Here is a 24,771-nt window from a genome sequence, read left to right as displayed (position 1 = left end):
ATAGTTATCTTCGATCGCGCCGGTGGTGCACATCACACCGTTCAGATGCACTCAACCCTTATGGACTCAACGAGGAGAAACTCATGCAGGCAAAGAAGATCCTGGGCGCTCTAAGTGCCGCTGTTATCACCACGATGGCTGTTACCTCATGCTCTTCTTCGGGAGGAGAAGAGGGCGGCGGCGAGACGGTCCTTCGCGTTGCATTCAACCAGGACATCAACCATCCGCAGGCTCAGGCACTGCTGCAGCTTTCCGAGGATCTGGAAGCCCAGACCGACGGCAGGTATGCGCTGGAGCTGTACACGGATGAAACCCTGGGTGACCAGGCTGCCACCATTGAACAGGTGCAGTCAGGCACTATCGACTTCGCCGTCGTTGCCGGCAGCCTCCTAGAGAATTTCGAATCGGACTTCTCCGTCGTCAACCTGCCGTACCTGTACGAATCGCCCGAGCATCAGATGAGCGTGCTCAACGACCGCGAGGTTGCAGGCGGCCTGTACGACACGCTACTGGACGACAACATCCAGGTGCTCACCGCGTACCACGGCGGTGTCCGTAATGTGTACTCCACTGTCGGACCGGTGGAAACGCCCGCTGATCTCTCCGGCCAGAAGATCCGCGTAATCGGCTCGGATACGAACGTGCGGATGATGGAGCTGATGGGCGGCGTGGGCACGCCGATGGCACAGGGCGAGGTGTTTACAGCGATCCAGTCCGGAGTGCTTGATGGGGCAGAGAACAACGAGCTGATCTACTCGTCGCTCTCTCACGATGAGATCGCACCTTTCTACTCGCGCACCGAGCACCTGATGATGCCCGACTACGTGGTCACAAGCCCCGCCGTCTGGGACCGCATTACCGAAGAGGACCGTGCGATTTTCGAGGAATTGTTCGCAGCCTCCGTGGATACCGAGCTTGAGCTGTTCAACACGGCTGTCGAGGAAGCATCCGCAGCAGCGGAGGAAGCCGGTGCTGAGATCAACGACGCCGACGTCGAAGCGTTCCGCGAGGCCACGCGCCCGTTGCATGAGGAGCTTGTCACGTCCGAGGTCGCAAAGTCGGTCTACGATGCCATCGAGGCGGCGCGCAGCTAATGGCAGCCAGGAACTTCATGAAGAAGGCACGAGCGGGGCTCGATGGCACGCTTCGGACAGCCTGTGTCACCCTCTTTGCGCTGCTGGTGCTGCTCGTAGCTTGGCAGGTCTTCACCCGCCTCGTCCTCGGCCAGCCGAGCGCGTGGACCGAGGAAGCGGCGCGTCACACGTTCGTGTGGGTGAGCCTCATCGGCATCGCCATCGCGGTCGGTGAAAAGGCTGACGTCATCATGGATTTCCTGGTGGCACGGCTGCCCGTGAAGTTCCAGAGGTTCGCTGACCTCATCGCATACCTCACGACTCTTGCATTCGTGCTGTACGTGATGGTATTCGGCGGCTTCCAGCAGTCCGTCCTCGCGTGGGGGCAGCAGAATCCGCTGCTGCCCCTGAGCCAGGGCCAGCTTTACCTCGCCCTGCCCATTTCGGGCGTGCTGTTGACCATTTACATGATCATCCACATCGTCGGAACCTTCTCGCGCAACTATGCCGGCCACGTGGATCACGACGAGGACCTCGAGGCGGCAGCGCTGTGATTGAGCCCGGTACTATCAGCGTCATCCTTATCGGCGGCCTCGCGCTGCTGCTCGCGATTGGTGCTCCTGTTTCCATTGCCATCGCCCTGCCGTCAGCGCTGTGCATGCTCCTGATCGTGGACTTCGAGCGAGGCGCCGTCACGTCGGCTCAACAAATGCTCGGCGGCGCCGACTCGTTCGCGCTGCTCGCCATCCCGTTTTTCATCCTGGCCGGCGTGATCATGAACAACGGCGGTATCGCCGAGCGGCTCATCAATCTAGCGCGGGTGCTCGTGGGCCGTACGCCGGCCCCGCTCGTACAGACGAACGTCATCGCCAACGCGATCTTCGGCTCCGTGTCCGGTTCCGCCGTCGCCAGCGCCGCCGCCATAGGTTCCACCATGTCCCCGATGCAGCGGAAGGCGGGCTACGACCGCGCCTTCAGCGCAGCGGCGAATATCGCTTCGGCGCCGGCAGGGATGCTGATCCCGCCGAGCAACACGCTCATCGTCTACTCCCTGGCCGCCGGCGGCACGTCGCTGGGCGCCCTGTTTGTCGCGGGGTACATTCCCGGCATTCTCTGGGCAGTCGCGTGCGCCGTCGTCGGGCTGGTCTACGCTCGTCGCCATCCCGAGCTACGGGGCGAGCCCTGGCCCAAGTTCTCGGTTTTCCTCGTGACCTTCGGCCGCGCCGTTCCATCCCTCGGCCTGATCGTCGTGGCGATCGGCGGCATTGTTGCCGGCTTCTTCACCCCGACCGAGGGCTCGGCAGTTGCAGTGATCTACTCCCTGCTTCTCTCGTTCCTCTACCGCACCATCTCGGTCAAGGACCTGCCGCGCGTGTTGTTCGACGCCTGCCGCACCAGTGCGATCGTCATCTTCCTGATCGCGGTCTCGTCGATCATGTCCTACGTGATGACCTATGCCCGGTTGCCGCAGCTGATCGCTGATTCGCTCTTCGGGTGGACTGACTCGAAGGTTATAGTGCTGCTGATCATGATGCTTGTGCTGCTGCTGATCGGTATCCCGCTTGATCCGACGCCGGCAATCCTGATATTCACGCCAATCTTCCTGCCGATCGCTGTTTCCTACGGCATCGACCCCGTGCACTTCGGAATCATCATGGTATTCAACCTCTCGATTGCGGTGATCTCGCCCCCGTCAGCGCCCGTGCTGTTTGTCGGTACCCAGGTGGCGAAGGTCAAGCTCGAACCGGTTATCGTCAAACTGGTGCCGTTCCTGATCGTGCTCGTTGTGCTGTTGTTCATTATCGTCTTCGTCCCCCAGCTTTCCCTGTGGCTACCGGGCCTCATGGGACTGCTCTAACCGACCGGAAGGAATTCCATGACCGCCGTCTACGGGCCGACATCCCCCGAGCAGATTCCCGGAGCCACCCAGCAGCAGCTGCGTGACCGCTACCTGATTGAAGACCTCTTTGTGCCGGGCAGCGTGCGCATCGTCGTCACGCACTACGACCGCGTGGTGGCTGTTGGCGCCGTGCCAACCGACGCACCTATTGCGCTCGAAGCTGTCCCGGAGATCCGCAGCGAACAGTTTCTGGACCATCGCGAGATCGGCATCGTCAACATCGGCGGGCCGGGCACCGTCCAGGCCGATGGCGAGCGTCACGTGATGACCACAGGGGCGTGCTTGTACCTGGGCCGCGGAGTGAAGGATGTTTTTTTCGAGTCCGACGATGCCGGCACCCCCGCGCGCTTCTACGGCTTCTCTGCACCCGCGCACGCTTCCTACCCGACGGCGTTGGTCGAGCCCGGTCAGGGCACGGTCCGTGAGCTCGGTGATCCGTTGACCTCGAACCGACGGACAATCAACCAGTACATCCACGAGAACGGTGTGCGCAGTTGCCAGGTCGTCATGGGTGTGACGCAACTGCACCCCGGCAGCATGTGGAACACGATGCCGGCACATACCCACGACCGTCGCACTGAGTTCTACGTCTACTTCGATATCCCCGAGGAGGCTCGCGTCGTTCATCTCATGGGCGAGCCGACAGAAACCAGGCACATGCTTGTCGGCGACGGGGGACTGGTGCTCTCGCCGTCCTGGTCGATCCATTCGGGTGTCGGAACATCCAACTACTCGTTCGTGTGGGCGATGGCCGGGGAGAATCAGGCGTTCGACGATATGGATGGCGTCGCGATTGTTGACGTGAGATGATGCGGGCCATGACCGGGGAAGCCAGGGAGCTTGATACAAGCCCGGCGCCGTCCATGGGCGCTAGTGAGAAGACCCTGCGGGTGCTCGAGGCCGCGATCCTCTACGACCGGTTTACGGACATCGTCGAGGAAACCGGGCTGCCCAAGGCGACCGTGCACCGTATCCTCGCAACGCTTGCTGAGCTGCAGTTCGTTAGCGGCGACAGCGATCGTGGGTACCACCCCGGCTCCAGGCTCCTCGGCATTGCCGGTAGGGCTATCTCAAGGCTCGACATCTCCTTCATCGCGGAGCCGATCGTCGACAGGCTCGTTCGCGAAGTCGACTGTACGGTTCACGTCGGCGTCGCGAATGGCTTCGAAATGGTTTACGTCATCCGCAAGGACTCGTCGAAGCCTTATCGGATGGCCTCGCGCGTAGGCCTGTCGATGCCCATGCATTGCTCGGGCATGGGCAAGGCGGTGCTCTCCAGCTGGACGGCTGAGCAGGTGGACCGGTTGGTGGCTGAGGTCGGTCTGCCGGCCCGAACCGGTGACACCATCACCGACCCTGAGAAGTTACACGCGGAACTTGCTAACGTGCGCCAGCGCGGGTATGCACTTGATCTGGGCGAGAACGAGCGCGGTACGGTGTGCGTTTCAGCCCCCATCCGTGACCACCTCGGCCGCGTGACGTATGGTCTGTCGATCTCATCCCTCGAGTTGGAGTATCCGGGCTCCAGCATCGAGCAGTTTGCTCCGGAGGCTGTCGCAGCGGCGAACGAGATCTCCCGGGCACTTGGATCGTCCGTGGAGCGTGCCAGCGCCTAGAGGTTCCTCATCGGGGCGGTGCCTCAGTTGCAGAGGCTCTCCGCGCTGCACGTTTTCCGTGTTCTTCCCCGGCTTCACGAGCCGAGCATAGTCAGCGTTTGCCCACCAACGCGCGCAGAGTCTCCGCATTCCGCACGGCGTGGCCGGCGCCGTCGTTATTGAAGTACACGTAGACGTCCCGACCGGAACTGTGCCACTCCGAAATACGGTCCGCCCACCAGCGAAGGTCGGCGTCCGAGTACGAGCCCGCGTAAAGATGCCCGTGATCCGGTCCGTGCAGCCGAACGTACACAAAGGGAGCTGTCGCTTTCAGGACGCAGGGCAGCCCTGCTCCACTCATCACGCAGTACGCGGCCTGGTGGCGTTCGAGCATCGCGTACACGGCGTCGTCATCCCAGCTCGCATGACGGAACTCGACCGCTACCCGGATCCACCACGGCAGGTGGGTAAGGAAGTAGTCGAGGCGGGCGTCGTCGCGCTCCATGGATGGCGGGAGTTGAAGGAGGAGGACGGCGCGGCGGTCACCAAGCTCGTGCCAGCAGCGGGCGATCCGCTCGATCCAGACCTCCGGCTGGTACAACTTCTTACCGTGCGTCAGTCCGCGTGGTGCTTTGACGGACATCGCAAACCCTGGCGGAAGGCGACGCCGCCACCCGGCGAACGTCGCGTCGCGCGGCCAGCGGTAGAAGCTGGCGTTGAGCTCCACCGTGTCGAACCGGCTCACGTAGTGGTCCAGCCGTCTCGCCGGCGGTGTCCCGTGCGGGTAGCAGACGCCGTTCCAGTGGTCGTAACTCCAGCCGGAGGTTCCGATACGGACTTCGTTCATTGCCCGGTTGACCTAGGGCCCGCTTCACTCACCTTGGTCACACTAGCAACCGGCCGATCGAACGCTCCCGACGTTTGGAGAGCGGGGTTCCGCCTGGTCCCCGACCGGCGTAGAGTCGCCGCATGGCTGGCACACTGGTACGTCCCCGTAACGGCAAACTGATAGCCGGAGTCTGCGCGGCTATCGCAACCGGATTCGGCCTGCCCACGTGGCTTGTCCGGATCGGTTTCATCATCTTCGGACTGGTGGGCATTGGCGAGTTGGTCTACATCATCCTGTGGATCATGCTGCCCAAGTCCAGCGGCTGACCGCCACCGCACGCCGGCTCCGATTCAGGCCGATCGGCTCCTTGCACTTACCGTTGAAGGGATGACTTCCCTTCCGGTACCCAGCGCTCCTGTTCCTACCAGAGGGTGGTTGCGACTCATCCCTGCTCTCCTCCAGGGGGCCGTGATCGGTCTCGTGGAACTCGTTCCCGGAGTCTCCGGCGGCACGATGGCGTTGGTCCTTGGAATCTATGAGCGGCTGATCCGCTCAGCGAACCATGCCGTCCATGGTGTCGCGTCGCTGGTACGTCGCCGCAGCGTCGGGTCAGCCTTGCAGCACCTCAAGCAGGTCGAGTGGGTGCTCGTCCTTCCGCTGGTGTCCGGCATGGTGGTCGCTCTTCTCACCCTTGCCGGGCCGCTTCACCACTTCGTTGACACACAACCCGTCCTGGCGCGGGCGCTCTTCTTCGGCATGGTTCTCGCGAGTCTGCTGGTACCGGCGTCGATGGTTCGTCAAGCGACATCGGCAAAGCCGGGTCGCCACGTCCGCAACGTGGCCGTGGTGCTGGCAGTCGCATCGCTTACGTTTCTCTTCCTTGGCATTCCGGCCCTACAGGTCGACGAGCCGCGGTGGTGGATCCTCGTCATCAGTGGAGCGGCAGCGGTTGGGGCGCTCGTACTTCCCGGGCTCTCCGGATCGTTTGTCCTGCTCACAGTGGGCATGTACGAACCGACTCTGGAAGCCGTCAGCTCCAGGGATCTTGCTTACATCGCGCTCTTTGGCGCCGGCGCATTCCTGGGGCTTGTGACCGTGGTCCGGCTCCTCGCGTACCTCCTGCGCGAACACGAAGTCCCCACGCTCCTGATCGCTGCCGGTCTGATCCTTGGCTCAGTCCGCGCTCTTTGGCCCTGGCAAGATGACACAGCGCTGCTCGCCCCAGAGCCCGGCGCCTGGGCAGGACCTCTGACCGCGGCTGTGGCAGGAGCATCGATGGTCATCCTGATGTGGCTGCTTGGCCGACGGGCGCACAAGCCCGCCTAGTCTGCCAGGACGTTGGCAGGGGTCATCGGCGTCGCAGAAGCCGTGCGTGTTCCTCAGGGGTGATCGCCAGCAACGAGCCGTGGCGTGCACGGGGCGGCAGGACGGCGTCGTGCACGTGCTTCCATTCCCGCAGCTCCGGGTCAGCGGCTTCGAACAGGTGATAGCCGCTCAGCCCGAATTCGTCGATCAGCAGCAACGGTGCGGAACCGTCGGAGGGCAGGACGACGGCGGGACCTTCGCCCTGCCTGATGTCCCCCTTTCCGGCGGCTACTACCCAGGGCTCAAAGTCAGGGTCGAGCAGGCTGCGGCCGCGTTCAACGAACACGAAAGCGTCATCCTCGGGGCTCCCCGCGGGGCGGGAGGTTGCGGAGAAGCGGTAGCACCACTGGCCCACCTGCAGGAAGGTCACGTCGATGACGGACTTGCCGAGGTCCAGGTACAACACGGGCGCACTGAAGCTGGCGAAGTCGGCCGTTTCGGTGACGAACATGCGCTGGTAATCACTTCCTGCCTCACCGGTGCCCGGAAGCGATGACGCGAAGAACACCAGCCAGGCGTCCCGCTCCGTGGACCAGAAGGCTTTCGGGGCCCAGGCGTTGCCGGCGTCCTCACGGGCGATGGGGACGAGCCGCGGGCCGGACCACGTCATCAGGTCCTCGGATTCCCACACGAGGATTGACCGGCTGCCGCGGTGCTCGGCTCGGTCCCAGTCGCCGTCCGTCGCAACGCGCAGGTCGGTGGCGAGCACAACGAACTTGTCACGCGTATGGTCGCGGAAGATGAAGGGGTCCCGCGCGCCGCGCTCGCCGACGTCGCTGATCAGGATGGGGTTGCCATCGTTGAGGGGTATCCACGTCCTTGCATCCGGGCCGGAATTTACGGCGAAGCGGACCTGCTCGCCTTCCTTCTCCGTCTCGGGAGTGAAGTAGGCGAAGAGCCAGCGCTGGGAGGCGTCGTCGTCGTTATGGGTTGTGTCCGCGGAAGCAGCATGGGATGGAGTCACGGGAGTCAGTCTTTCAGACGCTGCCGGCTGCGAATCAGCCGGCATCGGCGTAGAGCTCGGAGGCAAGCGCCACCATGGCGGCAGCGCTCTGGGAGGGCGTCACGGAGCCCGGCCACACGATCGAGACCGGGACGGTTCGAATGACCGGTGTCATGGGGTGGACTACAAGCGGGCGGCCTTCGTAGGTCTGATTCGCTGCCGGTTGTTGAATCAGGATTGCGTAGCCCATCCCGCGTCCGACCAGCGACCGTGTGACCTCGTAGTCCGTTGTGCGGAACCGGATATTGGGCTGCAGCCCGGCGCTGGAGAACATCATCATGGTGTTCTCGCGGCTCGGATTCACGTCCAGCAGGATCATCGGTTCATCGGCCACATCGTTCAACCCAAGGGAAGGCCGGGACGCCAACGGGTGATCCGCCGCCAGCACGATGGAGGGCGCAGCCTCGTACAGGCGCTTGCGCTGCAGCCCGGCGGGCAGCCCCAGGTCGTAAGCGACTGCGAGATCCAGCCGGCCTGCGAGGACCCGTTCCTGAATCTCCGACTGTGGTCCGTCGAAGAAATCGAGCTCCACCAGTGGGTAGAGCCGGCTGTACTGGTCGATGAGGCCAGCGAGCACGGTGGGCGCGAGCGTGCGATAGCAGCCGAGTGTAAGGGCGCCCCGCAGTTCGGTCCCAGCGTCGGAGGCGTGTAATTCGAGGTCCGACGCCGCGTTCAGGAGGCCTTTCGACCGGTCGAGAACGTACTTTCCGGCGGAGGTAAGGGTCACTCCATGAGCCTTACGGCGAATGGTCAGCTGTGCGCCGAAGACGCGTTCAAGGTTGTTGATGGCACCGGAAATGGCTGACTGGGACACATGGAGCTTCTCCGCAGCGGAGGTGAGGCTGCCTTGTTCAGCTACGGCGACAAACGCCTCCAGTTGCCGGAGCGTATACCGTGCCATGAACACCTCACCCAAACCGTGGATATAGCCCTGATTCTTGTACTTTACCTGCTGATATGAGTCAGGCCACACTGAATCCATCAGCAATGTCGCTTAGTGCAGGAGATCAGCCATGAATGTCCAGGGGCCATCCGAGACCGCCGCATGTCCCTTCAGCGGGAACCTGCCCACGGACCCTACCGAACGCGCTGCGGTGTTGGCATCCCTTCCCGCCGACCACGTAGGGTCCGGCAGCGTTGCGGAGAACACCGAGGCGCCCATTGACCCGCCTGTCGCCGACTGGGTCACGATCCCCGAACTCCACCGGAACCCATTCCCGATCTACCGGAGGATGCGGGAAGAGGCGCCAGTGCACTGGGTCCCGGCCGTCAACCGTTACATGGTGACGAGTTACGCCGCCTGCCACGCCATCGAACAGGACGCGGACGTTTTCTCTGCCAATGAGACGGGCTCCCTGATGAAGCGCGCCATGGGGCATTCCATGCTCCGCAAGGACGATCCGGAGCACAAGGTGGACCGCGACTCCTACGGCAGCACGCTCCGGCCGGGCACGATCAAGAAGCATTGGGCCGCCATCTTCGAGGAGAACAACCGGAAGTACCTCGACGAGCTCGTCACCAAGGGGCCGGGAGCGGACTTCGTCTGGGATTACGCAGCACCCTATGCGGCCGAGAACCTCCGACTGATCTGCGGGTTCCACAATTCTTCCCAGGAAGATTTGCAGCGCTGGAGCCAGTCAATGATCGACGGAACCGGCAACTACGCCGATGACGCGGACGTGTGGGCGAAGAGCGAGGCCGCGTCAGCCGAGGTGGACGCGGCAATCGATGACATGATCCCGTACCTGCTGAAGAACCCCGATCACTCCCTCCTCTCGGGGCTGGCCTCCTTGCCGATTCCGCTTGAGTCCGTCAGGGCAAACCTGAAGATGACCATCGGCGGTGGGCTCAACGAACCCCGCGATGTCCTCGCGACCACCGTCTGGGCATTGCTCTCCCACCCCGACCAACTCGCGGATGTCCTGGCTGACTCGAAGCTGCACGCTACGGCTTTCGAGGAATCCGTGCGTTGGGTCGCGCCCATCGGCATGTACCCGCGCCAGACAACCTGCGAGACAGTCCTCGAAGGCGTGCGTATCCCCGAAGGCGCTCGGCTCGGTGTGGTGCTCGGCGCCGCCAACCGGGATCCGGCAGTATTCGTGGATCCGGAGTCGTACAACATCCACCGGGCCAAGAAGCCGCACCTCGGTTTCGGCGGCGGTCAGCACTTCTGCGCCGGCACGTGGATTGCACGGGCACAGGTAGCGCAGGTTGCTATGCCCGTCCTCTTCGACAGACTCCCCGGTCTGCGCCTGGACCCCGACAACGCGGCGGTCGACGCCGGTTGGGTGTTCCGTGGCCTGATCAAGATGCCGGTCCTCTGGGACTAGCCCGGCTCACACGGCGTCCCCTTCCTACTCACCATTCCTTCAGGAGAACCATGCCTACCATCACCTATGTCCAGCCCAGCGGCCAGTCCGACACCGTCACCGTGGAGGACAACACGTCCCTCATGCGCGCCGCAGTCGCCAACAACGTAAACGGCATCGTGGGGGAGTGCGGGGGACAGGCGATGTGCGCCACCTGCCACGTCTACGTCCGTCCCGAGTTTGCAGATGCACTGCCCGACATCAGCGAGGACGAAGAGGAGATGCTCGATTGCACCACTGCCGAACGAACCGACGCCTCCCGTTTGGGCTGCCAGGTTCGCGTCAGCACGGAATTGGACGGCATCGTCGTCGACATCCCTGAGGGACAGGTGTAGGCGGTGAGTGTTGTCATCATTGGGGGAGGCCATGCCGGCCTCCAGGTCGCCGATTCGCTCCGTTCCGGTGGGTACACCGAACCAGTCATCATCATTGAGGACGAGCCGGAGCTTCCCTATCAGCGCCCGCCCCTCTCCAAGGATTACCTGACCGCTTCAGGGAGTCCCGAGCCGCTGCCCCTGCGCACGCCGTCGTTCTATCAGGAGAAGGACATTGACCTGAGAGCGGGCGTGAGAGCGACGGACATAGACAGGGACGCCTGCACGGTCACGCTCTCGGACGGATCAGTCCTTAATTACGAGCACCTGGTTCTCGCCACCGGCGCACGCAACCGCGAGCTGGCGTGTGCTGGCGCAACACTGGAGGGTGTACGGGGCCTGAAGACTCTGGAGGATGCCCGGGCTCTGCACAGTGCGCTGGCCACGGCACGGAACGTGGTGGTTGTCGGTGCCGGCTTCATCGGGCTCGAATTCGCAGCAGCAGCACACGCCCAAGGGTGTTCCGTCACAGTCCTGGAATTCGCCCCGCGGCCGATGGGACGGGCGCTGACGCCGACGACGGCGGCATGGTTTGCACGGAAGCACCAGGAGAGTGGCATCCAACTGCGGCTCAATGAAGGTATCGACCATTTCGACGTCGGTCCTGACGGCCGCGTCGGTGCTGCAGTGTCAACTGCCGGTACTACGTACCCGGCTGACCTTGTGGTGGTGGGTATCGGCGTCGTACCGAATGATGACATCGCCGCCCGCGCCGGACTCCAGACGCAGAATGGAATCCTCGTCGACTCCACACTGAGGACCTCGGACCCCTCGATCCTCGCTATCGGGGACTGCGCCAGCTACCCGAGCGTCCATACCGGGGCTGTCACCCGACTGGAGTCCGTTCAGAACGCAGCGGCCCACGGTCGCCATGCAGCCCAGACCATCCTCGGAACGCTGACGAACTACACGGATGTTCCCTGGTTTTGGTCGACGCAGGGCAAGCTGCGCCTGCAGATGGCCGGTATCGCCCAGGCGGACGACGGCGTCGTAGTCATCGGGAATCCGGGTGCCGCCGCCTTTTCAGTGCTCTGCTACCGCGACGGTCAGCTTGTAGCGGTTGAATCCGTCAACGCGCCGGCCGACCACATGGCAGCGCGCAAGCTGCTTGCCGCCGGTCGCGGACCGGATCCCGCTGAAGCGGCAGTGGCCGGCTTCAGCCTGAAGGAATACACACGGGCCGCGCTTCTCGCCGCAGCCTGAAACCAATCCTGAAACCCATCGCATCCACCTCATTCACCGTTCATCCCAGGAGAAAACATGTCCGCAGTATCGGCAGCTGCCGCGTCGAAGGCGACGCAACGGCGCGTCGCGTTCGCCACAATAGTCGGCACCACCATCGAGTGGTACGACTTCTTCATCTACGCCACGGCCGCCGGGTTGGTCTTCGCACAGGTCTTCTTCGCGCCCGCCGGTGAATCCATCGGTCTTCTGCTGGCGTTCGCTTCCGTAGGTATCAGTTTCCTCTTCCGGCCGCTGGGAGCATTCCTTGCCGGACACTTCGGGGACAAGATCGGCCGACGTCCGATGTTGGTGCTGACGCTCATTCTGATGGGTGCGGCAACCACGCTGATCGGCGTTCTGCCCACCTACGAAAGTATTGGCGTCCTCGCGCCGATCCTGTTGCTGCTGCTGAGGATCCTGCAGGGGATCTCCGCCGGAGGTGAGTGGGGCGGCGCAGTCCTCATGGCCGTCGAACATGCACCGCGCGACCGCCGGGGCCGTGCAGGGTCCTTCCCCCAGCTCGGCGTCCCGCTCGGCATGTTGCTTGCCTCAGGGGTCACCGCCGTCATGACCGGCTGGGTTTCCCCGGGCGAGGCGTTCATCGAATGGGGTTGGAGGGTTCCCTTCCTCCTGAGTATCGTCCTGATCGCCGTGGGCTACATGGTCCGCCGTGCGGTCGATGAGTCACCCGTCTTCGAGGAAATTGCGGCCCGTAAGCAGCAGACCAAGGTTCCGGCGGCTGAACTGTTCCGCAAGCACTGGCTGCTGGTGCTCCTGGCCGCTCTGGTCTTCGCCGGAAACAACGCTGCGGGTTACATGGCGACCGGAGGGTTCATTCCCAGCTACGCGACGGCAGAGGTTGGACTGGACCGCACCGACGTACTCCTGGCCATCACGTTCGCCGCTGCGATGTGGTTCATCTTCACCTTCATCTCCGGGTTCCTGGCCGACAAGATCGGGCGCAGGAAGACCTACCTGATTGGTTTTGGCTCGCAGGCGTTGATGGTCTTCCCGCTGTTCTGGCTCATCGACACGGGATCGTTGCCGCTGCTGTACGTGGCGCTGGGCCTCTTCACCATCGGACTCGGGCTGAGTTACGGTCCGCAGGCCGCCTGGTACAGCGAGATCTTCCCGGCATCCGTGCGCTTTTCGGGAGTATCCATCTCCTACGCTCTTGGTGCCATCCTCGGCGGAGCGTTTGCCCCAACCATCGCGCAGGCGCTGATCCAGAACACCGGAACCAGCGCGTCCGTGTCGCTGTACCTGTTGGGCATGACCGTGCTTTCCACGATTGCGGTCCTCATTCTTCGGGACCGCAAGGGGATTGATCTGTCCATTGATAATCAGGCGGAGCAGGAAGTCGGGGCCACGGTCTTCGACAAGCGCCGGGAGCCGGCCTTCGAAAGGGCGGGCGCCTAGGCTCTTCCCGCCAGGGGCTGGCTGTCCCGGACTCCTCCGGGGTGGCCGGCCCTTTCTGCGTCCCAGAACGGGTGGTCATCCATGCTCAGGCCTCGTCTGTGCCTCGAAGGTTTAGCGGATCGTCCATAGGGAAGGCTCATATCGCTATGTTGCTCCACCGCTGTGCAGACCTAGATTTAGCGCATCGGTACAAATGATTCCCTGTTTTGCAGTGCAAAGGAGCATGTATGTTCGGCAACCATTCCTCGGGCCGACGGTCGGCGCTGGCCGCATCGGTAATCATCGTTCTAGCCGGCGGCCTAGCAGCCTGCAGTAGCCCTGGAGGTGAAAGCGCTCCTGCTGCTCAGGAAGGCCCTGTGGATATCACCTTCCAGTCCTGGGTACCGAACATCGATCAGGCTGTGGACGCCTATAACGATTCTCAGGACGAGGTGAACGTTACGCTGGAAACCATTACAGCGGGTCCCGACGGTGGGTACGCGAAGATGCTTTCGGCGGTTCAGGCCGGTAATCCCGCGGACGTCGTTCAGCTTGGGTACGACGCCATCCCGGACTTCCTGGTCAATGATGCACTTGAAGACATCACTGAGTATGTCGGAGACCAGGAGGAGAAGTTCGTTCCCTGGCAGTGGCAGACCGGCGTCTTCAATGACAGCGTTTATGCTGTTCCGCAAGCCAGCGGACCCCTCGGTCAGTTCTACCGCAAAGACATCTTTGATTCCCTGGGCATTGAGTACCCAACGACCTGGGACGAGTACTACGAAGCCGCGAAGAAGATTCGGGCTTCGGACCCTGACCGTTACATCACCGCGTTCGCCTTCAACCAGGCTCCTTGGCTGATTGGTCTGTCCCAGCAAGGCGGCGGAAACTGGTTCACGCCAGAGAACGATGCGTGGACGGTCACCATCAACGATGACGAAACTCTCAAGGTCGCAGAGTTCTGGCAGAAGATGATTGACGAGGATCTCGTCAAGATCGAAGCGGACTTCTCGAGCGAATGGAATGCGGACATCCAGAGCGGCAACGTCGTCACCTGGATCTCCGGATCCTGGGCTGACGCTATCCTCCGCGGTACTGCTCCCGACACCGCCGGGCAGTGGGCTGTGGGCGCGGTGCCTCAGTGGAAAGCCGGGGAGAATGTCTCCGCAACGTGGGCTGGTGGTTCCGCGAGCGCGGTGCTCAAGGGGTCGGATAATCCGAAGGAGGCCGCTGAATTCGCTGCCTGGCTCAACTCAGATCCCGAAAGCGTCAGCATCCTGACGAGCGTCGGGGCAGGCTGGCCGGCTATTGCCGACACGGCGTCTATCGCTTCCCTCCAGGATGATCCTGAAGTCTTTGCCTTCTACGGGGGACAGGACATCTGGGATGTGTTTGCGGAGTCCGACAAGAATGTCGACAACTCCTGGAAGTGGCCACCTCTGTCCTCGACACTCTTTGCATCCCTCAGCGACAACGTGAAGAGTGCGGTCGAGAGTGGAACCCCGCTGACAGACGCCTACGACAAAACTCAGGACGAAATGAGCAGTGCGCTCAAGGACAAGGGAATTTCGGTCAATTGAGCCAGACCCGAACGGCGGGGCGGGTTACTCGCCCCGCCGCTGCCTCAACATCTCGAAATCACAAAGTAACCACACCTCGAGGCAAGGCTAGGCGGCATCCCAACCTGGCTTTGGTGGTTTTGGTAACGCCCTTCGCTGCCATGTTTGCTGCATTCTTCATCGCTCCCATCGTCTATGCGATCGGCGACAGCCTGTTTTCTACGAAGGCATCAGGACTTGGATTCGGGGCTCCTGAAAAGGTTTTTGTTTTCCTCGACAACTACGCGGCGGCGCTGAGCAATCCCTCATTCGTCGCGAGCCTCGGACGGCTGCTCGCATTCGCCGCCATCGAGGTGCCGCTCATGGTGGTGACAGCCGTCGGGCTCGCTCTGCTCATCGATTCGGCTAGTGCACGGTTCCCCCGGCTTTTTCGTGTCGTGTTCTTCATTCCTTACGGCGTGCCTGGAGTGATTGCCGCGTTGCTCTGGGGCTTCCTGTACATCCCGGCGACGAGTCCGATCCTGCAGGTCCTGTCGGCCGCAGGCATCAGCGTGAACCCATTAGACACGAACAGCATTCTGTTCGCCATCGCGAATATCGCGTTGTGGGGTTTCGCCGGTTACAACATGTTCATCCTCATCGCGGCGCTGAACGCCATCCCGTCCGAATTGTTCGAAGCAGCGAAGATTGACGGGGCTTCGGAATGGGCCATCACGTGGCGGATCAAGCTGCCCCTCGTGCGCCCCTCCGTCATCCTCGTCACCGTTTTCACCATCATCGGGACCCTGCAGCTTTTCGTCGAACCCCTGGTCCTGCGTCCCCTGACTACAGCGATCAGCTCCGACTACACGCCGAACCTCGCCGCGTACAACCAGTCCTTCTCCCAGGGCAATCCGAACCTTGCCGCAGCTATGGCAGTGATCGTCGCCGTGCTGGGCTTCGCCTTCTCCTTCGGATTCCTCCGGCTCGTGAACCGCAAAGGAAACCGCGCGTGGTAAGCCAGAATCAACGCATCCGTCCGCCCCTGACGAGCTCGATCGCAGTCAACAGCGTGCTCGTGATCGCCGCCTTGTACTTCCTGCTGCCGATCCTCTGGGTCCTTGTTGCAGCGACCAAGAGCCCGGGGGAGCTCTTCAGCAGTTTCGGGCTGTGGTTCACGAACTCACCGCAGGCTTGGGAAAATCTCCGGAACGTCTTCACCCAGGACGGCGGCATCTTCACCGCCTGGGTGCTGAACAGCGTCCTCTACTCAGCGGTCGGTGCGCTGGTCGCAACAGTGTTATCGGCCGCCTGCGGCTATGCGATCGCCAAGTATGCCTTCGCCGGGCGGGAGCTGTTGTTCTCGATCATTCTCGGTGGAGTGCTCGTTCCTGCTACAGTCATCGCTCTCCCTCTGTACTTCCTCCTCAATGCAGTGGACCTCACCGGCACCTACTGGTCAGTCCTGCTACCCAGCATGGTGAGTCCCTTCGGCGTGTACCTTGCACGAATCCATGCAAACGCCGCAGTGCCGGATGAGATCATCGAAGCCGCACGCATCGATGGGGCGGGAGACCTGAAAATCTTTGCGGCGATAGCGACCCGCATGATGTCGCCGGCACTTGTGACGATCTTCCTGTTCCAGTTCGTCACCATCTGGAACAACTACCTGCTCCCCTTGGTCATGCTCAATGAGACGAAAACCTTCCCTCTGACGCTCGGACTGACCCTGTGGAACTCCCAGACTCAGCGGGACCCGATGTTCTACCAGCTCGTCGTCACCGGTTCGGCGCTGTCGGTGGTCCTCCTCGTGGCGCTCATGATCGGACTTCAACGCTTCTGGAGAGCTGATCTTACGGCTGGGGCAAGCAAGGGATAGGTCGCGCCGCCCGCGTCGAAGGCTGATATGGAGTACGACGTCGTCAGTGTCAGCCTTTGCGCTCGGCCCGATAGGCGCTGGGGCTCAGCCCGTGCACGCGCCGGAACTGCCGGGAGAAATAGAACTGATCGTCCATGCCGATCGCGCGTCCCACCTGCGCGACCGACAGGACGGTGGTGTCCAGCAGCAGCCTTGCGCGCGCCATCTTGAGGGCAAGGTGGTGTGCCAGCACCCCTCCGCCTGTCGCTTCCCGGAAAAGCTTGCTCAGTTGTGACGACGACACCCCGACCAGGGCTGCAAGGTCAGGAACACGAATGCTTCCGTCGATACGCTCTTCCAGGAACCGCATCGCCTGTTCGAGCGGTGCGCCGCGCTCCGGGGATCGGCGGTCGACGGCCAGCAGGGTCAACAGGCGCCAGGCCAATCCGGATGTTGCGATGAGGCGGGCGGGCGACTGATCCCGCTCGAGATCGGTGACAATCTCGTCGAGTATCGCGGTAAGCCGGTCGACGGCGACGAGCCCAATAAGGGGCCGCTCCTCGCTGATGCCGGCTTCCCCAATGATTTCGGGCACATCTGTTCCCCTCACATGGCACCACCAAATGGTCCAGGGATTCTGAGCCAATGCTCCATACGCGTGCGGTGTGCCCGTGTTTCCGGGGAGGACTACTGCCGTCCCTTTCTCAACCTGACTCCGGACGCCACCGACCTCAACCCAGCCACTACCGGCAACACAGAGCATGACGATTGTCTCGGGCGCTCCTGACGGGCGCCGCCGTCCATGACTTTCAGCACGGGGAAAGAAGCCGGCATCGGTGACGACCATCCGCCGAGTAACCGGGCGGCTGAGCGCATCCCGAATCAGGGGCCGGGGCACCACCACCAGACGCTGATGATCAAAGCCGGTTGCCCGCTCGACCATGGGCTCTTCGGAATCGGATCGTCCATGCATGCCTCATTATGTGCCATGGTGAACCATCAACTGAATTCCTAGAGTTGCTTGTGTGACCCTAGCCAATGACGCCAAGAGCTCGATTACCCTTCCTTCAGCCCCTGCCGATCAGCGGGCATTGCTTGACGACGGCGGTGTGGCCTGCTGGAGCGAAGCTGTTTCCATCGACACCTACGAGCCCGAGGCACCGGACGAGTATCCGCTGTTCCTGGACCGCCGGGTGTATCAGGGCTCGAGCGGCCGCGTTTACCCCATCCCGTTTACCGACCGGATCTCCACCACAAAGAAGCCGCGGTTATGGCAGGCCATCCATCTTGAGAACAAGTGGATCCGGCTGATGATCCTGCCTGAGCTCGGCGGACGCATCCACATCGGTTATGACAAGACCAACGACTACGACTTCTTCTATCGCAACAACGTCATCAAACCTGCTCTGGTGGGGCTGGCCGGCCCCTGGATCTCAGGCGGAGTGGAGTTCAACTGGCCGCAGCACCACCGTCCGGGTACCTATCTGCCGGTGGAGACCGCCGTCGAGCGTTCTGATGACGGAATCGTGACCGTGTGGCAAAGCGATCTGGACCCACTGCAGCGCATGAGGGGAAGCCACGGAATACGGATCCGCCCAGACAGCTCCGTGATCGAGGTGGCAGTTCGGCTCTACAACCGTACCGACATGCCGCAGACGTTCCTGTGGTGGGCGAACGTTGCAGCACGGGTCCACGAGGAATACCAGTCCTTTTTCCCGACGGACGTCAACTACGTTGCAGATCACGCACGCCGGGCCATCACCGCCTTTCCCCGTGCAGACAGGCCGTACTACGGCGTCGACTACCCGGCCCTGGTGAGCGACACCAACCCGGACGCTGACCGCATCGACTTCTACGGCAACATTCCCGTCCCCACCTCGTACATGATCACCGACACCCAGGACGATTTCTTCGGCGGGTATGACCACCGCGCGCAAGCAGGCTTCATCCACTGGGCTGACCGCTCGATCGCCCCGGGAAAGAAGCAGTGGACCTGGGGCACCGGTGCCGTCGGTCAGGCCTGGGACAGGCTCCTGACAGACACCGACGGTCCGTATGTTGAGCTCATGGCCGGCGTCTTCACTGACAATCAGCCGGACTTCAGCTACCTCGCCCCGGGCGAGACGCGCACCTTCAGCCAGTTCTGGTATCCCATCCACGCCATCGGCCCAGCGCACCAAGCCACCCGCAACCTTGCCGTCTCGCTGCAGGCCCGGGCCGGCTCTCCGGAGTTGACGGTTGGCGTTTCCAGCGCGAAGAATCTCGACGACGCGCGGTTTGTCCTGCAGCGGGACGGGCGAGTGCTGTGGGAGACGCGCGCTACCCTGGCGCCCGGCGTCCCCTTCACCTCCACTGTCATGCTCGACGACGACGGCGGCCCCGGGCTCGCAATGCAGGTTTTCCACGACGGTGGCGAACTGATCAGCTGGACGGTTCCCGCCGCATCCACCGATACCCCCGAACCGTGGGTTGCTACCGAGCCGCCGTTGCCGGCGGATGTGTCCTCAAGCGACGAGCTCTACATCACGGGCACGCACCTGCAGCAATACCGGCATCCCACCCGATCCCCTGCCCCGTACTTCCAGGAAATTCTCGACCGCGATCCACACGATCACCGCGCCTGCCTTGCCCTGGGTGACTGGCACCACCGCCGTGGTCAGTACGGGGAGGCCCGCGAGCTCTATGAGCGGGCCCTTGCGAGGCTGACCCGTCGGAACCTTAATCCGCCAACGGGCGAGGCGCACTACCGGCTTGCGCTTCTGGCCGAGCGGGCGGGGCAGCTGAGCGATGCGGGCGTCTTGTTCGGCAAGGCCGCCTGGGATAAGGCCTGGGTGCATTCGGCGCGACTGGGCGCATCGCGCATCGCACTCCGGGCCGGAAAGCCCTTGGAAGCCCTGGAATCCGCCCGTATCGCCGAAGCTCACGACCTGCTGAGCCCTGGCCCGCGGCACGTCAGGATCCTTGCGTTGCGTCAGATCGGCAGGGACACCGAAGCGGCGGAGCTCCTGGAACGATGCCTTGCTGACGACCCGCTGGACCCGGTGTCGCAGGCACTGGCCCATGGCCTGACGCCGCTCGACCCGCGAACGGTCCTCACCGTGGCATGCGAACTGTGGCGCCTCGGTGATCGTGACACAGCTTTTGCCCTCACCGCCCAACCGCTGACATCGACGCTGAGCACCTTCGGTAATCAGGAGCCCCTGCGGCACTATCTCCGGGCACTGTGGTTTGATGCCGTTGGAGAAAGCGGCAAGGCATCGGACGAGAGGGCGGAGGCCCGCGCGTCGGACACCACCTTTGCCTTCCCATCAGGCCTCGACGAATACGATGCGCTGACGGCAGCCGTCACTGCACAACCGGAAGACCCGGTGGCGCATGCCCTCCTGGGCGCCTGGCTCATCGACGCCGGACGCATCGACGAGGCCGGCCGTTCACTTGGGCAGGCGCGGCGCCTGGGTTCAGCCGACGCCGTGGCGTGGAGAAACGCTGCCATCGCAGAGGTCAACGGGAACGGATCGATGGCGGACGCATCGCGCTTCTTCGACCACGCTCTGACCCTTCGTCCGGGAGATCCTCGGTTGGTCTTCGAGCGGGCACTGCTCGCCGAACTCGCTGACGAACCGCGTGCAGCGCGCTTGGCGGCAATCGAACAGTATTGTCCGGGAGTACTCGTCCGTGATGATCTCAGCCTGCACTACGTGAATTTGCTGGTCGACGTGGGCCGTTCGGAGGAGGCTCTGGTGATCATGCAGGAGCGCACTTTCCAGCCCTTCGAGGGTGGAGAAGGGCAGGCGCTTGCCGCCTACGACCGCGCGTCCCTCGCCGTTGCGCGCTCCCTGATCGCAACCGATCCATCCGCAGCGGTGGAGCTTCTAGCCGCAGGCATCGAGGCACCGCTCAACCTTTCCGAGGGGCGCCATCCAGCAGACATCCTCGCTCAGCGATACGTGCTGCTTGGTGAAGCACTTGAAGCGACGGGGGATAACGAGAGGGCCCGGGAGGCACTGATACGAGCATGCGCGCGGAACCGTGCGTTCGCCGTCGGGCGCGCGATCGATGAGCAGGACTACTGGCGGGGTGTCGCGCACGCCCGCCTGGGCGATGCGGAGGGAGCATCGGATGTGTGGGCTGCGCTTGAAGCGCGGGCCGCCGAACTGGAAGCCGTGGGCCCGCACGTGGACTACTTCGCCACGTCGCTGCCCGAGCTGCTGCTCTTCGCACGAAAGCCGGAGGCAGAACAGGACTTGCTGGCTGGCAGGCTGAGGGCGCTCGGCGAGCAGGGACGAAACCTACGCATAAGGGAAGGCATCACACGATGAACGAGCGGTATCTGGGGTCAGGGACGATCGACTCCACTGACTCCACGCTGACCGGACCGGTTCCCGGGCACCTTCCGGACCGGCTGACGATCTGTCTGTGGGACTTCTCCTGGTACACGCGAGCGGAACCGGGCGGACCATACGCGGATCTCGACGCAGCGTGTGCTGAGACCGCGGCGCTTGGCTATAACGCTATCCGCATTTGTGCGGCACCGCTGCTGCTCTTTGGGGAGCTTGGCCTGGATCAGATGGCGCGGTCGCTGGAGATCGAGGGTCTCGGCGCTGCGCCGGGCGGAGGGTTCTATGGGGAACGTACCCGCTGGTATGACGCGCCCGGCGGTTACGCCATCAACTTGCATGACCGTTTCCAGGAGTTATTCGACTCAGCTGCTCGGCACGGACTCGTCGTCCTGCTGGCCAGTTGGGAGTTCCAGCAGAGCCCCGCGTTCGCCCGGTCGGAGGAGTGGTTTCGGGCTATCGACCGGGTGGCGCTCCAGGATCGATACACCGTCTTGGCTGAGGCATGGCATCGGCTCATTACCGCGGTGACGGACGCAGGCTACCGGGAGCAGATCGCACTGGTGGAATTGCACAACGAAGTGGACTTCTCGATCCTGCCGGCACTGCACGACGGCGGCAGTGCGGCGGTCCTTCGCCTCCGCGAACAGCATCCGGACCTGCTGATTACCGCAAGCTTCGGGAAGCCTCCACACCTCACGATGCATCAGCTGCCGGATGGGCTCGGTGCCGCCCAGTTCCACATCTACAGCTACGGCGTGCTCGATGCGTTGCAGAAGCGGATAGACATCAGGTCCGAAAGGAGTGCCGGTTTTCCGAATGTTGAGTTGCAGGCGCTGCTGAACCCGGATGCGCCGACACCGGCCGAGTATGGGCGACCGGCGGAGTGGAAATACCAGGCCACGGTTGTAACGGACCAGATGGTGTACGGATACGACTGGGTGGATGCCGATGCCTGGGACACCTGGCTGTACAACGAGTACGGCACCTACCGGGAGGTCATGCGCCGCGAGATCGAGTCGCGGGTGACTGCGGTTGCCGGGTGGGCGCGGTGGCAGCAGATTCCGGCACTCATCGGGGAGGGCTGGATCGGTTACACGCCGCTGAACGGGAACTTTGAGGAGGGTCCGATAGGGCGGGAACTCGCTGAACACGGTATCCGGGTAGCGCTGGAGCAGGGCGTCTGGGGGATGGTGCTGGGATCCAACGCGGCGCCGCATCACCCGATGTGGTTCAACACGGACTGGATCCGGCGAACCAATGCTTTCATCCGGGACTGCGGAAGCGCGACCACGAAGGGGTAGATGTACGACGCTCCAACGACCAGTATTCGCTGAGGCTTCGATCCGTAGTCATCCGGCGGACGAGCCTGACTACTCCGGGAGTCCCAGACCGGTGTGCCGTTCCAGCTGCTTCAGAAGCTCCGTCTGGAAGGTAGAGCTCAACACCGCTCGGTGCGGCATTCGCCGCTGCTGGTGATACCAGTAGCCTCCGGTCCGGGCGATGCCGCGGTCGATGTTGCCGGCGTCTCCAAGTGCGAGCTCCGCCTGGGTGAGGTGCCCCAGCTCCAGATCGTCCGGGGCGCTGGGACCGCCCATTTGAGTGGGCACCCATCCCGGATCTACCGCGTGGGCTTCCACGTCCAGCCACCGAGCCGCGACCGCTGCCCACAGTGCGGTGACATACAGCTTGCTGTCTGAGTAGGAACCCGGCCGCTTGTCAGCATGTGACCAGTCAACCGACGCCAGATTCGTGGAGCCGGACTGATGCATCCCGCTGCTCAGGTAGATAATTCTCCGTGGCTTCTGCATGCTCGCGGTCAGCACGTACGGTGCGACCGTGTTCACGGCAAATACGTCACGGCCGCTGTAGACGCCGGCGTTATGGATGATGGCGTCGAACGGCCCAAGGTGATCTGCCTGCTCCGCTACCTGAATGGTTTCCTGCAGGTCCGCCAGATTCCCGAAGACTGCGCCCACCGCCATCCCACGGACCTCCACCAGATCCGCGAACCGGGATTCCTCCCTCGCATGCAGCACCACTTCATGATCGCGGTGTATCAGTTCCCGGGCGGCGTTGAGCCCCAGTCCTCCGGCCGAACCGGTGATCAAAATCCTTACCATGGTCCTCCGCGCTTAGTTGAGATGACGGGTTCTGCCGGCGGCACGAGTGTCCTGCCCTCGCCCAATCAGTTATGACAGCAACCGAAGATCGGGAATCTCATCTCGGGCGACGCTTCGCTCGATCCGTAGATCTTCGTCATGTTGGCACTCAGGGCAGCCGGCTTGCCTACACTGGGCTCAGGTCATGAGTGCCAGCATCGAGCCCCGGCTTGCTGGCCGGCAACCCTCCTTCCGCGGCGGGGTGCCCCGGGTGAGGACCTGGCTGTTCGGCGAAGGGCCGGACGGCAAGCGCGGCCCGTGGTGCTTTGAGCATGCCGGGCCCAGATCACAGGAGCCTTGAATGTCCAACGGATGGTCCTTCGAAACACGCCAGATTCACATCGGGCAGGAGCCCGACGCCGCCACCGGTGCCCGTGCACTGCCTATCTACCAGACCACGTCCTTCGTGTTCCCGAGCGCCGAGAGCGCGGCGAACCGCTTCGCCCTGGCCGAACTGGCGCCCATTTACACGCGCATCGGCAACCCGACCCAGGACGCGGTGGAGCAACGGATAGCAAGTCTCGAGGGTGGCCTGGCTGCCCTCCTGCTCAGCTCCGGCCAGGCGGCCGAGACCTTCGCAATCCTGAACATCGCCGAATCCGGTGACCACATCGTCGCCAGCCCTAGCCTTTACGGCGGCACCTACAACCTGTTCGCGCACACCCTGAAGAAGTTCGGTATCTCGGTCACGTTCGTCGACGATCCTGACAACCTCGACCAGTGGCGTGATGCCGTGCAGCCGAACACTAAGCTCTTCTTCGCCGAAGTTGTGTCCAACCCGCGTCAGGACGTCCTCGACATTGAAGGCGTCTCCCGCACTGCTCATGAGGCAGGGGTACCGCTGATCGTCGACAACACCCTCGCGACGCCGTACCTGATCCGCCCGCTGGAGTGGGGCGCGGACATCGTGGTTCATTCCGCCACCAAGTACCTCGGCGGCCACGGCGCGGCAATCGCGGGTGTGATTGTGGACTCCGGCAAGTTCGACTTCAGCAAGGACCCTGAGCGCTTCCCAGGCTTCAATACCCCGGACCCCACCTATAATGGGCTGGTTTACGGTCGGGATCTCGGGGAGGGCGGCGCCCTCGGCGCCAACCTGTCCTACATCCTGAAGGCACGCGTCCAGCTCCTGCGTGACCTGGGCTCAGCGGTCTCGCCCTTCAACGCCTTCCTCATTGCGCAGGGTCTGGAGACACTGAGCCTGCGCGTGGAACGCCACGTCTCCAACGCCGAGAAGGTTGCCCGCTGGTTGGAGGAAAGGGACGACGTCGAATCCGTCGCCTACGCGGGCCTCCCGTCAAGCCCCTGGTATGAGCGCGGCCGTAAGTACGGTCCTAAGGGGACCGGCGCCATCGTTTCCTTCAACCTGGCGGGCGGTGCTGAGGCTGGAAAGCGTTTCGTGGATGCGCTCGAGCTGCATTCACACGTCGCGAACATCGGGGACGTCCGGTCCCTGGTGATCCACCCCGCATCCACCACGCACAGCCAGCTTTCGCCGGAGCAGCAGGCCGTTGCCGGGGTGACTCCCGGACTGGTCCGGCTCTCGGTGGGACTGGAGCACATCGACGACATCCTGGCGGATCTCGAGACAGGCTTCCGCGCTGCGAAGGCATCGACAGGAGCTTAGTGCTTCGGTTGCTGGGGTGACCCGCAACAGGTGACGAGGCTGCACCATTCGTCTCGCTGGTCCGATTCCAAAGCTGAGGACCAGCGAGACTTGGCGATGAGCACGCCGCGTTCAGCTGT

The 24,771-nt window shown here is 63.1% G+C and carries 23 protein-coding genes and 1 riboswitch; of the genes, 18 read left to right on the top strand and 5 right to left on the bottom strand.

Annotation, left to right across the window (positions count from 1 at the left end; all coding sequences use genetic code 11):
* Nucleotides 1–83 precede the first annotated feature (83 nt).
* Genes M1D74_RS14250 through M1D74_RS14230 form a run of 5 tightly spaced genes read left to right on the top strand, consistent with a single transcriptional unit; the run spans nucleotide 84 to nucleotide 4,589 of the window.
* A complete protein-coding gene (locus M1D74_RS14250) occupies nucleotides 84–1,094 on the top strand; it encodes a TRAP transporter substrate-binding protein (protein ID WP_458115709.1) in 1,011 nt (336 codons plus the stop codon).
* A gap of 17 nt (nucleotides 1,095–1,111) precedes the next feature.
* Complete coding sequence (locus M1D74_RS14245) at nucleotides 1,112–1,627, top strand: TRAP transporter small permease (RefSeq protein ID WP_458115708.1); 516 nt, start codon at nucleotides 1,112–1,114, stop codon at nucleotides 1,625–1,627.
* A complete protein-coding gene (locus tag M1D74_RS14240) occupies nucleotides 1,624–2,931 on the top strand; it encodes a TRAP transporter large permease (RefSeq protein ID WP_458115707.1) in 1,308 nt (435 codons plus the stop codon). Before M1D74_RS14245 ends, M1D74_RS14240 begins: the two co-directional genes overlap by 4 nt.
* A gap of 18 nt (nucleotides 2,932–2,949) precedes the next feature.
* On the top strand, nucleotides 2,950–3,783 hold the full coding sequence (kduI, locus tag M1D74_RS14235; RefSeq protein ID WP_458115706.1) for a 5-dehydro-4-deoxy-D-glucuronate isomerase: 834 nt from the start codon (nucleotides 2,950–2,952) through the stop codon (nucleotides 3,781–3,783).
* Nucleotides 3,784–3,791: 8 nt separating this feature from the next.
* On the top strand, nucleotides 3,792–4,589 hold the full coding sequence (locus M1D74_RS14230) for an IclR family transcriptional regulator (RefSeq protein ID WP_458115705.1): 798 nt from the start codon (nucleotides 3,792–3,794) through the stop codon (nucleotides 4,587–4,589).
* 91 nt (nucleotides 4,590–4,680) lie between these two features.
* Here the strand turns inward: M1D74_RS14230 and M1D74_RS14225 are convergent, their stop codons facing one another.
* Nucleotides 4,681–5,415: a DUF72 domain-containing protein gene (locus M1D74_RS14225; protein ID WP_458115704.1), complete on the bottom strand. Its 735-nt coding sequence runs from the start codon at nucleotides 5,413–5,415 to the stop codon at nucleotides 4,681–4,683.
* 122 nt (nucleotides 5,416–5,537) lie between these two features.
* On the opposite strand from M1D74_RS14225, the gene M1D74_RS14220 reads away from it, so the two are divergent.
* Both M1D74_RS14220 and M1D74_RS14215 read left to right on the top strand, forming a co-directional pair.
* Complete coding sequence (locus tag M1D74_RS14220) at nucleotides 5,538–5,723, top strand: PspC domain-containing protein (RefSeq protein ID WP_458115703.1); 186 nt, start codon at nucleotides 5,538–5,540, stop codon at nucleotides 5,721–5,723.
* 61 nt (nucleotides 5,724–5,784) lie between these two features.
* The gene (locus M1D74_RS14215; RefSeq protein ID WP_458115702.1) at nucleotides 5,785–6,723 is read left to right on the top strand and encodes a DUF368 domain-containing protein; all 939 of its coding nucleotides are present in this window, start codon (nucleotides 5,785–5,787) and stop codon (nucleotides 6,721–6,723) included.
* A 22-nt stretch (nucleotides 6,724–6,745) separates the two neighbouring features.
* Here M1D74_RS14215 and M1D74_RS14210 read toward each other — a convergent pair whose 3' ends face one another.
* Nucleotides 6,746–7,726: a glycoside hydrolase family 43 protein gene (locus M1D74_RS14210; protein ID WP_458115701.1), complete on the bottom strand. Its 981-nt coding sequence runs from the start codon at nucleotides 7,724–7,726 to the stop codon at nucleotides 6,746–6,748.
* A 34-nt stretch (nucleotides 7,727–7,760) separates the two neighbouring features.
* Complete coding sequence (locus M1D74_RS14205; RefSeq protein ID WP_309070849.1) at nucleotides 7,761–8,666, bottom strand: LysR substrate-binding domain-containing protein; 906 nt, start codon at nucleotides 8,664–8,666, stop codon at nucleotides 7,761–7,763.
* A gap of 112 nt (nucleotides 8,667–8,778) precedes the next feature.
* Here M1D74_RS14205 and M1D74_RS14200 point away from each other — a divergent pair, with 112 nt between their 5' ends.
* The 7 genes from M1D74_RS14200 (at nucleotide 8,779) to M1D74_RS14170 (ending at nucleotide 16,547) form a co-directional block, all read left to right on the top strand.
* Nucleotides 8,779–10,095, top strand: a complete 1,317-nt coding sequence (locus M1D74_RS14200) for a cytochrome P450 (RefSeq protein ID WP_458115700.1) — start codon at nucleotides 8,779–8,781, stop codon at nucleotides 10,093–10,095.
* Nucleotides 10,096–10,145: 50 nt separating this feature from the next.
* Complete coding sequence (locus M1D74_RS14195) at nucleotides 10,146–10,469, top strand: 2Fe-2S iron-sulfur cluster-binding protein (RefSeq protein ID WP_309070847.1); 324 nt, start codon at nucleotides 10,146–10,148, stop codon at nucleotides 10,467–10,469.
* Between the two features lie 3 nt (nucleotides 10,470–10,472).
* A complete protein-coding gene (locus tag M1D74_RS14190; protein WP_458115699.1) occupies nucleotides 10,473–11,711 on the top strand; it encodes an NAD(P)/FAD-dependent oxidoreductase in 1,239 nt (412 codons plus the stop codon).
* Nucleotides 11,712–11,768: 57 nt separating this feature from the next.
* Nucleotides 11,769–13,151, top strand: coding sequence for an MFS transporter (locus tag M1D74_RS14185; RefSeq protein ID WP_309070845.1), 1,383 nt, complete (start codon nucleotides 11,769–11,771; stop codon nucleotides 13,149–13,151).
* A 227-nt stretch (nucleotides 13,152–13,378) separates the two neighbouring features.
* A complete protein-coding gene (locus M1D74_RS14180; protein WP_458115698.1) occupies nucleotides 13,379–14,710 on the top strand; it encodes an ABC transporter substrate-binding protein in 1,332 nt (443 codons plus the stop codon).
* A gap of 113 nt (nucleotides 14,711–14,823) precedes the next feature.
* Nucleotides 14,824–15,687 (top strand): carbohydrate ABC transporter permease, encoded by an 864-nt coding sequence (locus tag M1D74_RS14175; RefSeq protein WP_309070843.1) that lies wholly within the window; start codon nucleotides 14,824–14,826, stop codon nucleotides 15,685–15,687.
* Complete coding sequence (locus M1D74_RS14170; RefSeq protein ID WP_458115697.1) at nucleotides 15,681–16,547, top strand: carbohydrate ABC transporter permease; 867 nt, start codon at nucleotides 15,681–15,683, stop codon at nucleotides 16,545–16,547. The genes M1D74_RS14175 and M1D74_RS14170 overlap by 7 nt, the downstream gene beginning before the upstream one ends.
* A gap of 49 nt (nucleotides 16,548–16,596) precedes the next feature.
* On the opposite strand, the gene M1D74_RS14165 is transcribed toward M1D74_RS14170, so the two are convergent.
* Nucleotides 16,597–17,289 carry a helix-turn-helix domain-containing protein gene (locus M1D74_RS14165; protein WP_458117190.1) on the bottom strand — a complete coding sequence of 231 codons (693 nt, stop codon included), beginning with the start codon at nucleotides 17,287–17,289 and terminating at the stop codon, nucleotides 16,597–16,599.
* 39 nt (nucleotides 17,290–17,328) lie between these two features.
* On the opposite strand from M1D74_RS14165, the gene M1D74_RS14160 reads away from it, so the two are divergent.
* The 3 genes from M1D74_RS14160 to M1D74_RS14150 are packed head-to-tail and all read left to right on the top strand — an operon-like array spanning nucleotide 17,329 to nucleotide 22,167.
* Nucleotides 17,329–17,541: a hypothetical protein gene (locus tag M1D74_RS14160; RefSeq protein ID WP_458117215.1), complete on the top strand. Its 213-nt coding sequence runs from the start codon at nucleotides 17,329–17,331 to the stop codon at nucleotides 17,539–17,541.
* A 10-nt stretch (nucleotides 17,542–17,551) separates the two neighbouring features.
* The gene (locus M1D74_RS14155; RefSeq protein ID WP_458115696.1) at nucleotides 17,552–20,845 is read left to right on the top strand and encodes a DUF5107 domain-containing protein; all 3,294 of its coding nucleotides are present in this window, start codon (nucleotides 17,552–17,554) and stop codon (nucleotides 20,843–20,845) included.
* The gene (locus M1D74_RS14150; RefSeq protein ID WP_458115695.1) at nucleotides 20,842–22,167 is read left to right on the top strand and encodes a cellulase-like family protein; all 1,326 of its coding nucleotides are present in this window, start codon (nucleotides 20,842–20,844) and stop codon (nucleotides 22,165–22,167) included. The genes M1D74_RS14155 and M1D74_RS14150 overlap by 4 nt, the downstream gene beginning before the upstream one ends.
* 69 nt (nucleotides 22,168–22,236) lie before the next feature.
* Here M1D74_RS14150 and M1D74_RS14145 read toward each other — a convergent pair whose 3' ends face one another.
* Nucleotides 22,237–22,986, bottom strand: coding sequence for an SDR family NAD(P)-dependent oxidoreductase (locus M1D74_RS14145; RefSeq protein ID WP_458115694.1), 750 nt, complete (start codon nucleotides 22,984–22,986; stop codon nucleotides 22,237–22,239).
* Between the two features lie 180 nt (nucleotides 22,987–23,166).
* A riboswitch (SAM riboswitch) is annotated at nucleotides 23,167–23,283 on the top strand.
* A 43-nt stretch (nucleotides 23,284–23,326) separates the two neighbouring features.
* On the opposite strand from M1D74_RS14145, the gene M1D74_RS14140 reads away from it, so the two are divergent.
* Entirely contained in the window at nucleotides 23,327–24,652 is a 1,326-nt protein-coding gene (locus tag M1D74_RS14140) for a bifunctional o-acetylhomoserine/o-acetylserine sulfhydrylase (RefSeq protein ID WP_309124740.1), read from the top strand.
* Nucleotides 24,653–24,771 lie beyond the last annotated feature (119 nt).

It is taken from the genome of Arthrobacter sp. D2-10, from assembly GCF_054161285.1.
The sequence above is the reverse complement of the archived record's forward strand: the minus strand, read 5'-3'. Positions and strand labels throughout refer to the sequence as shown.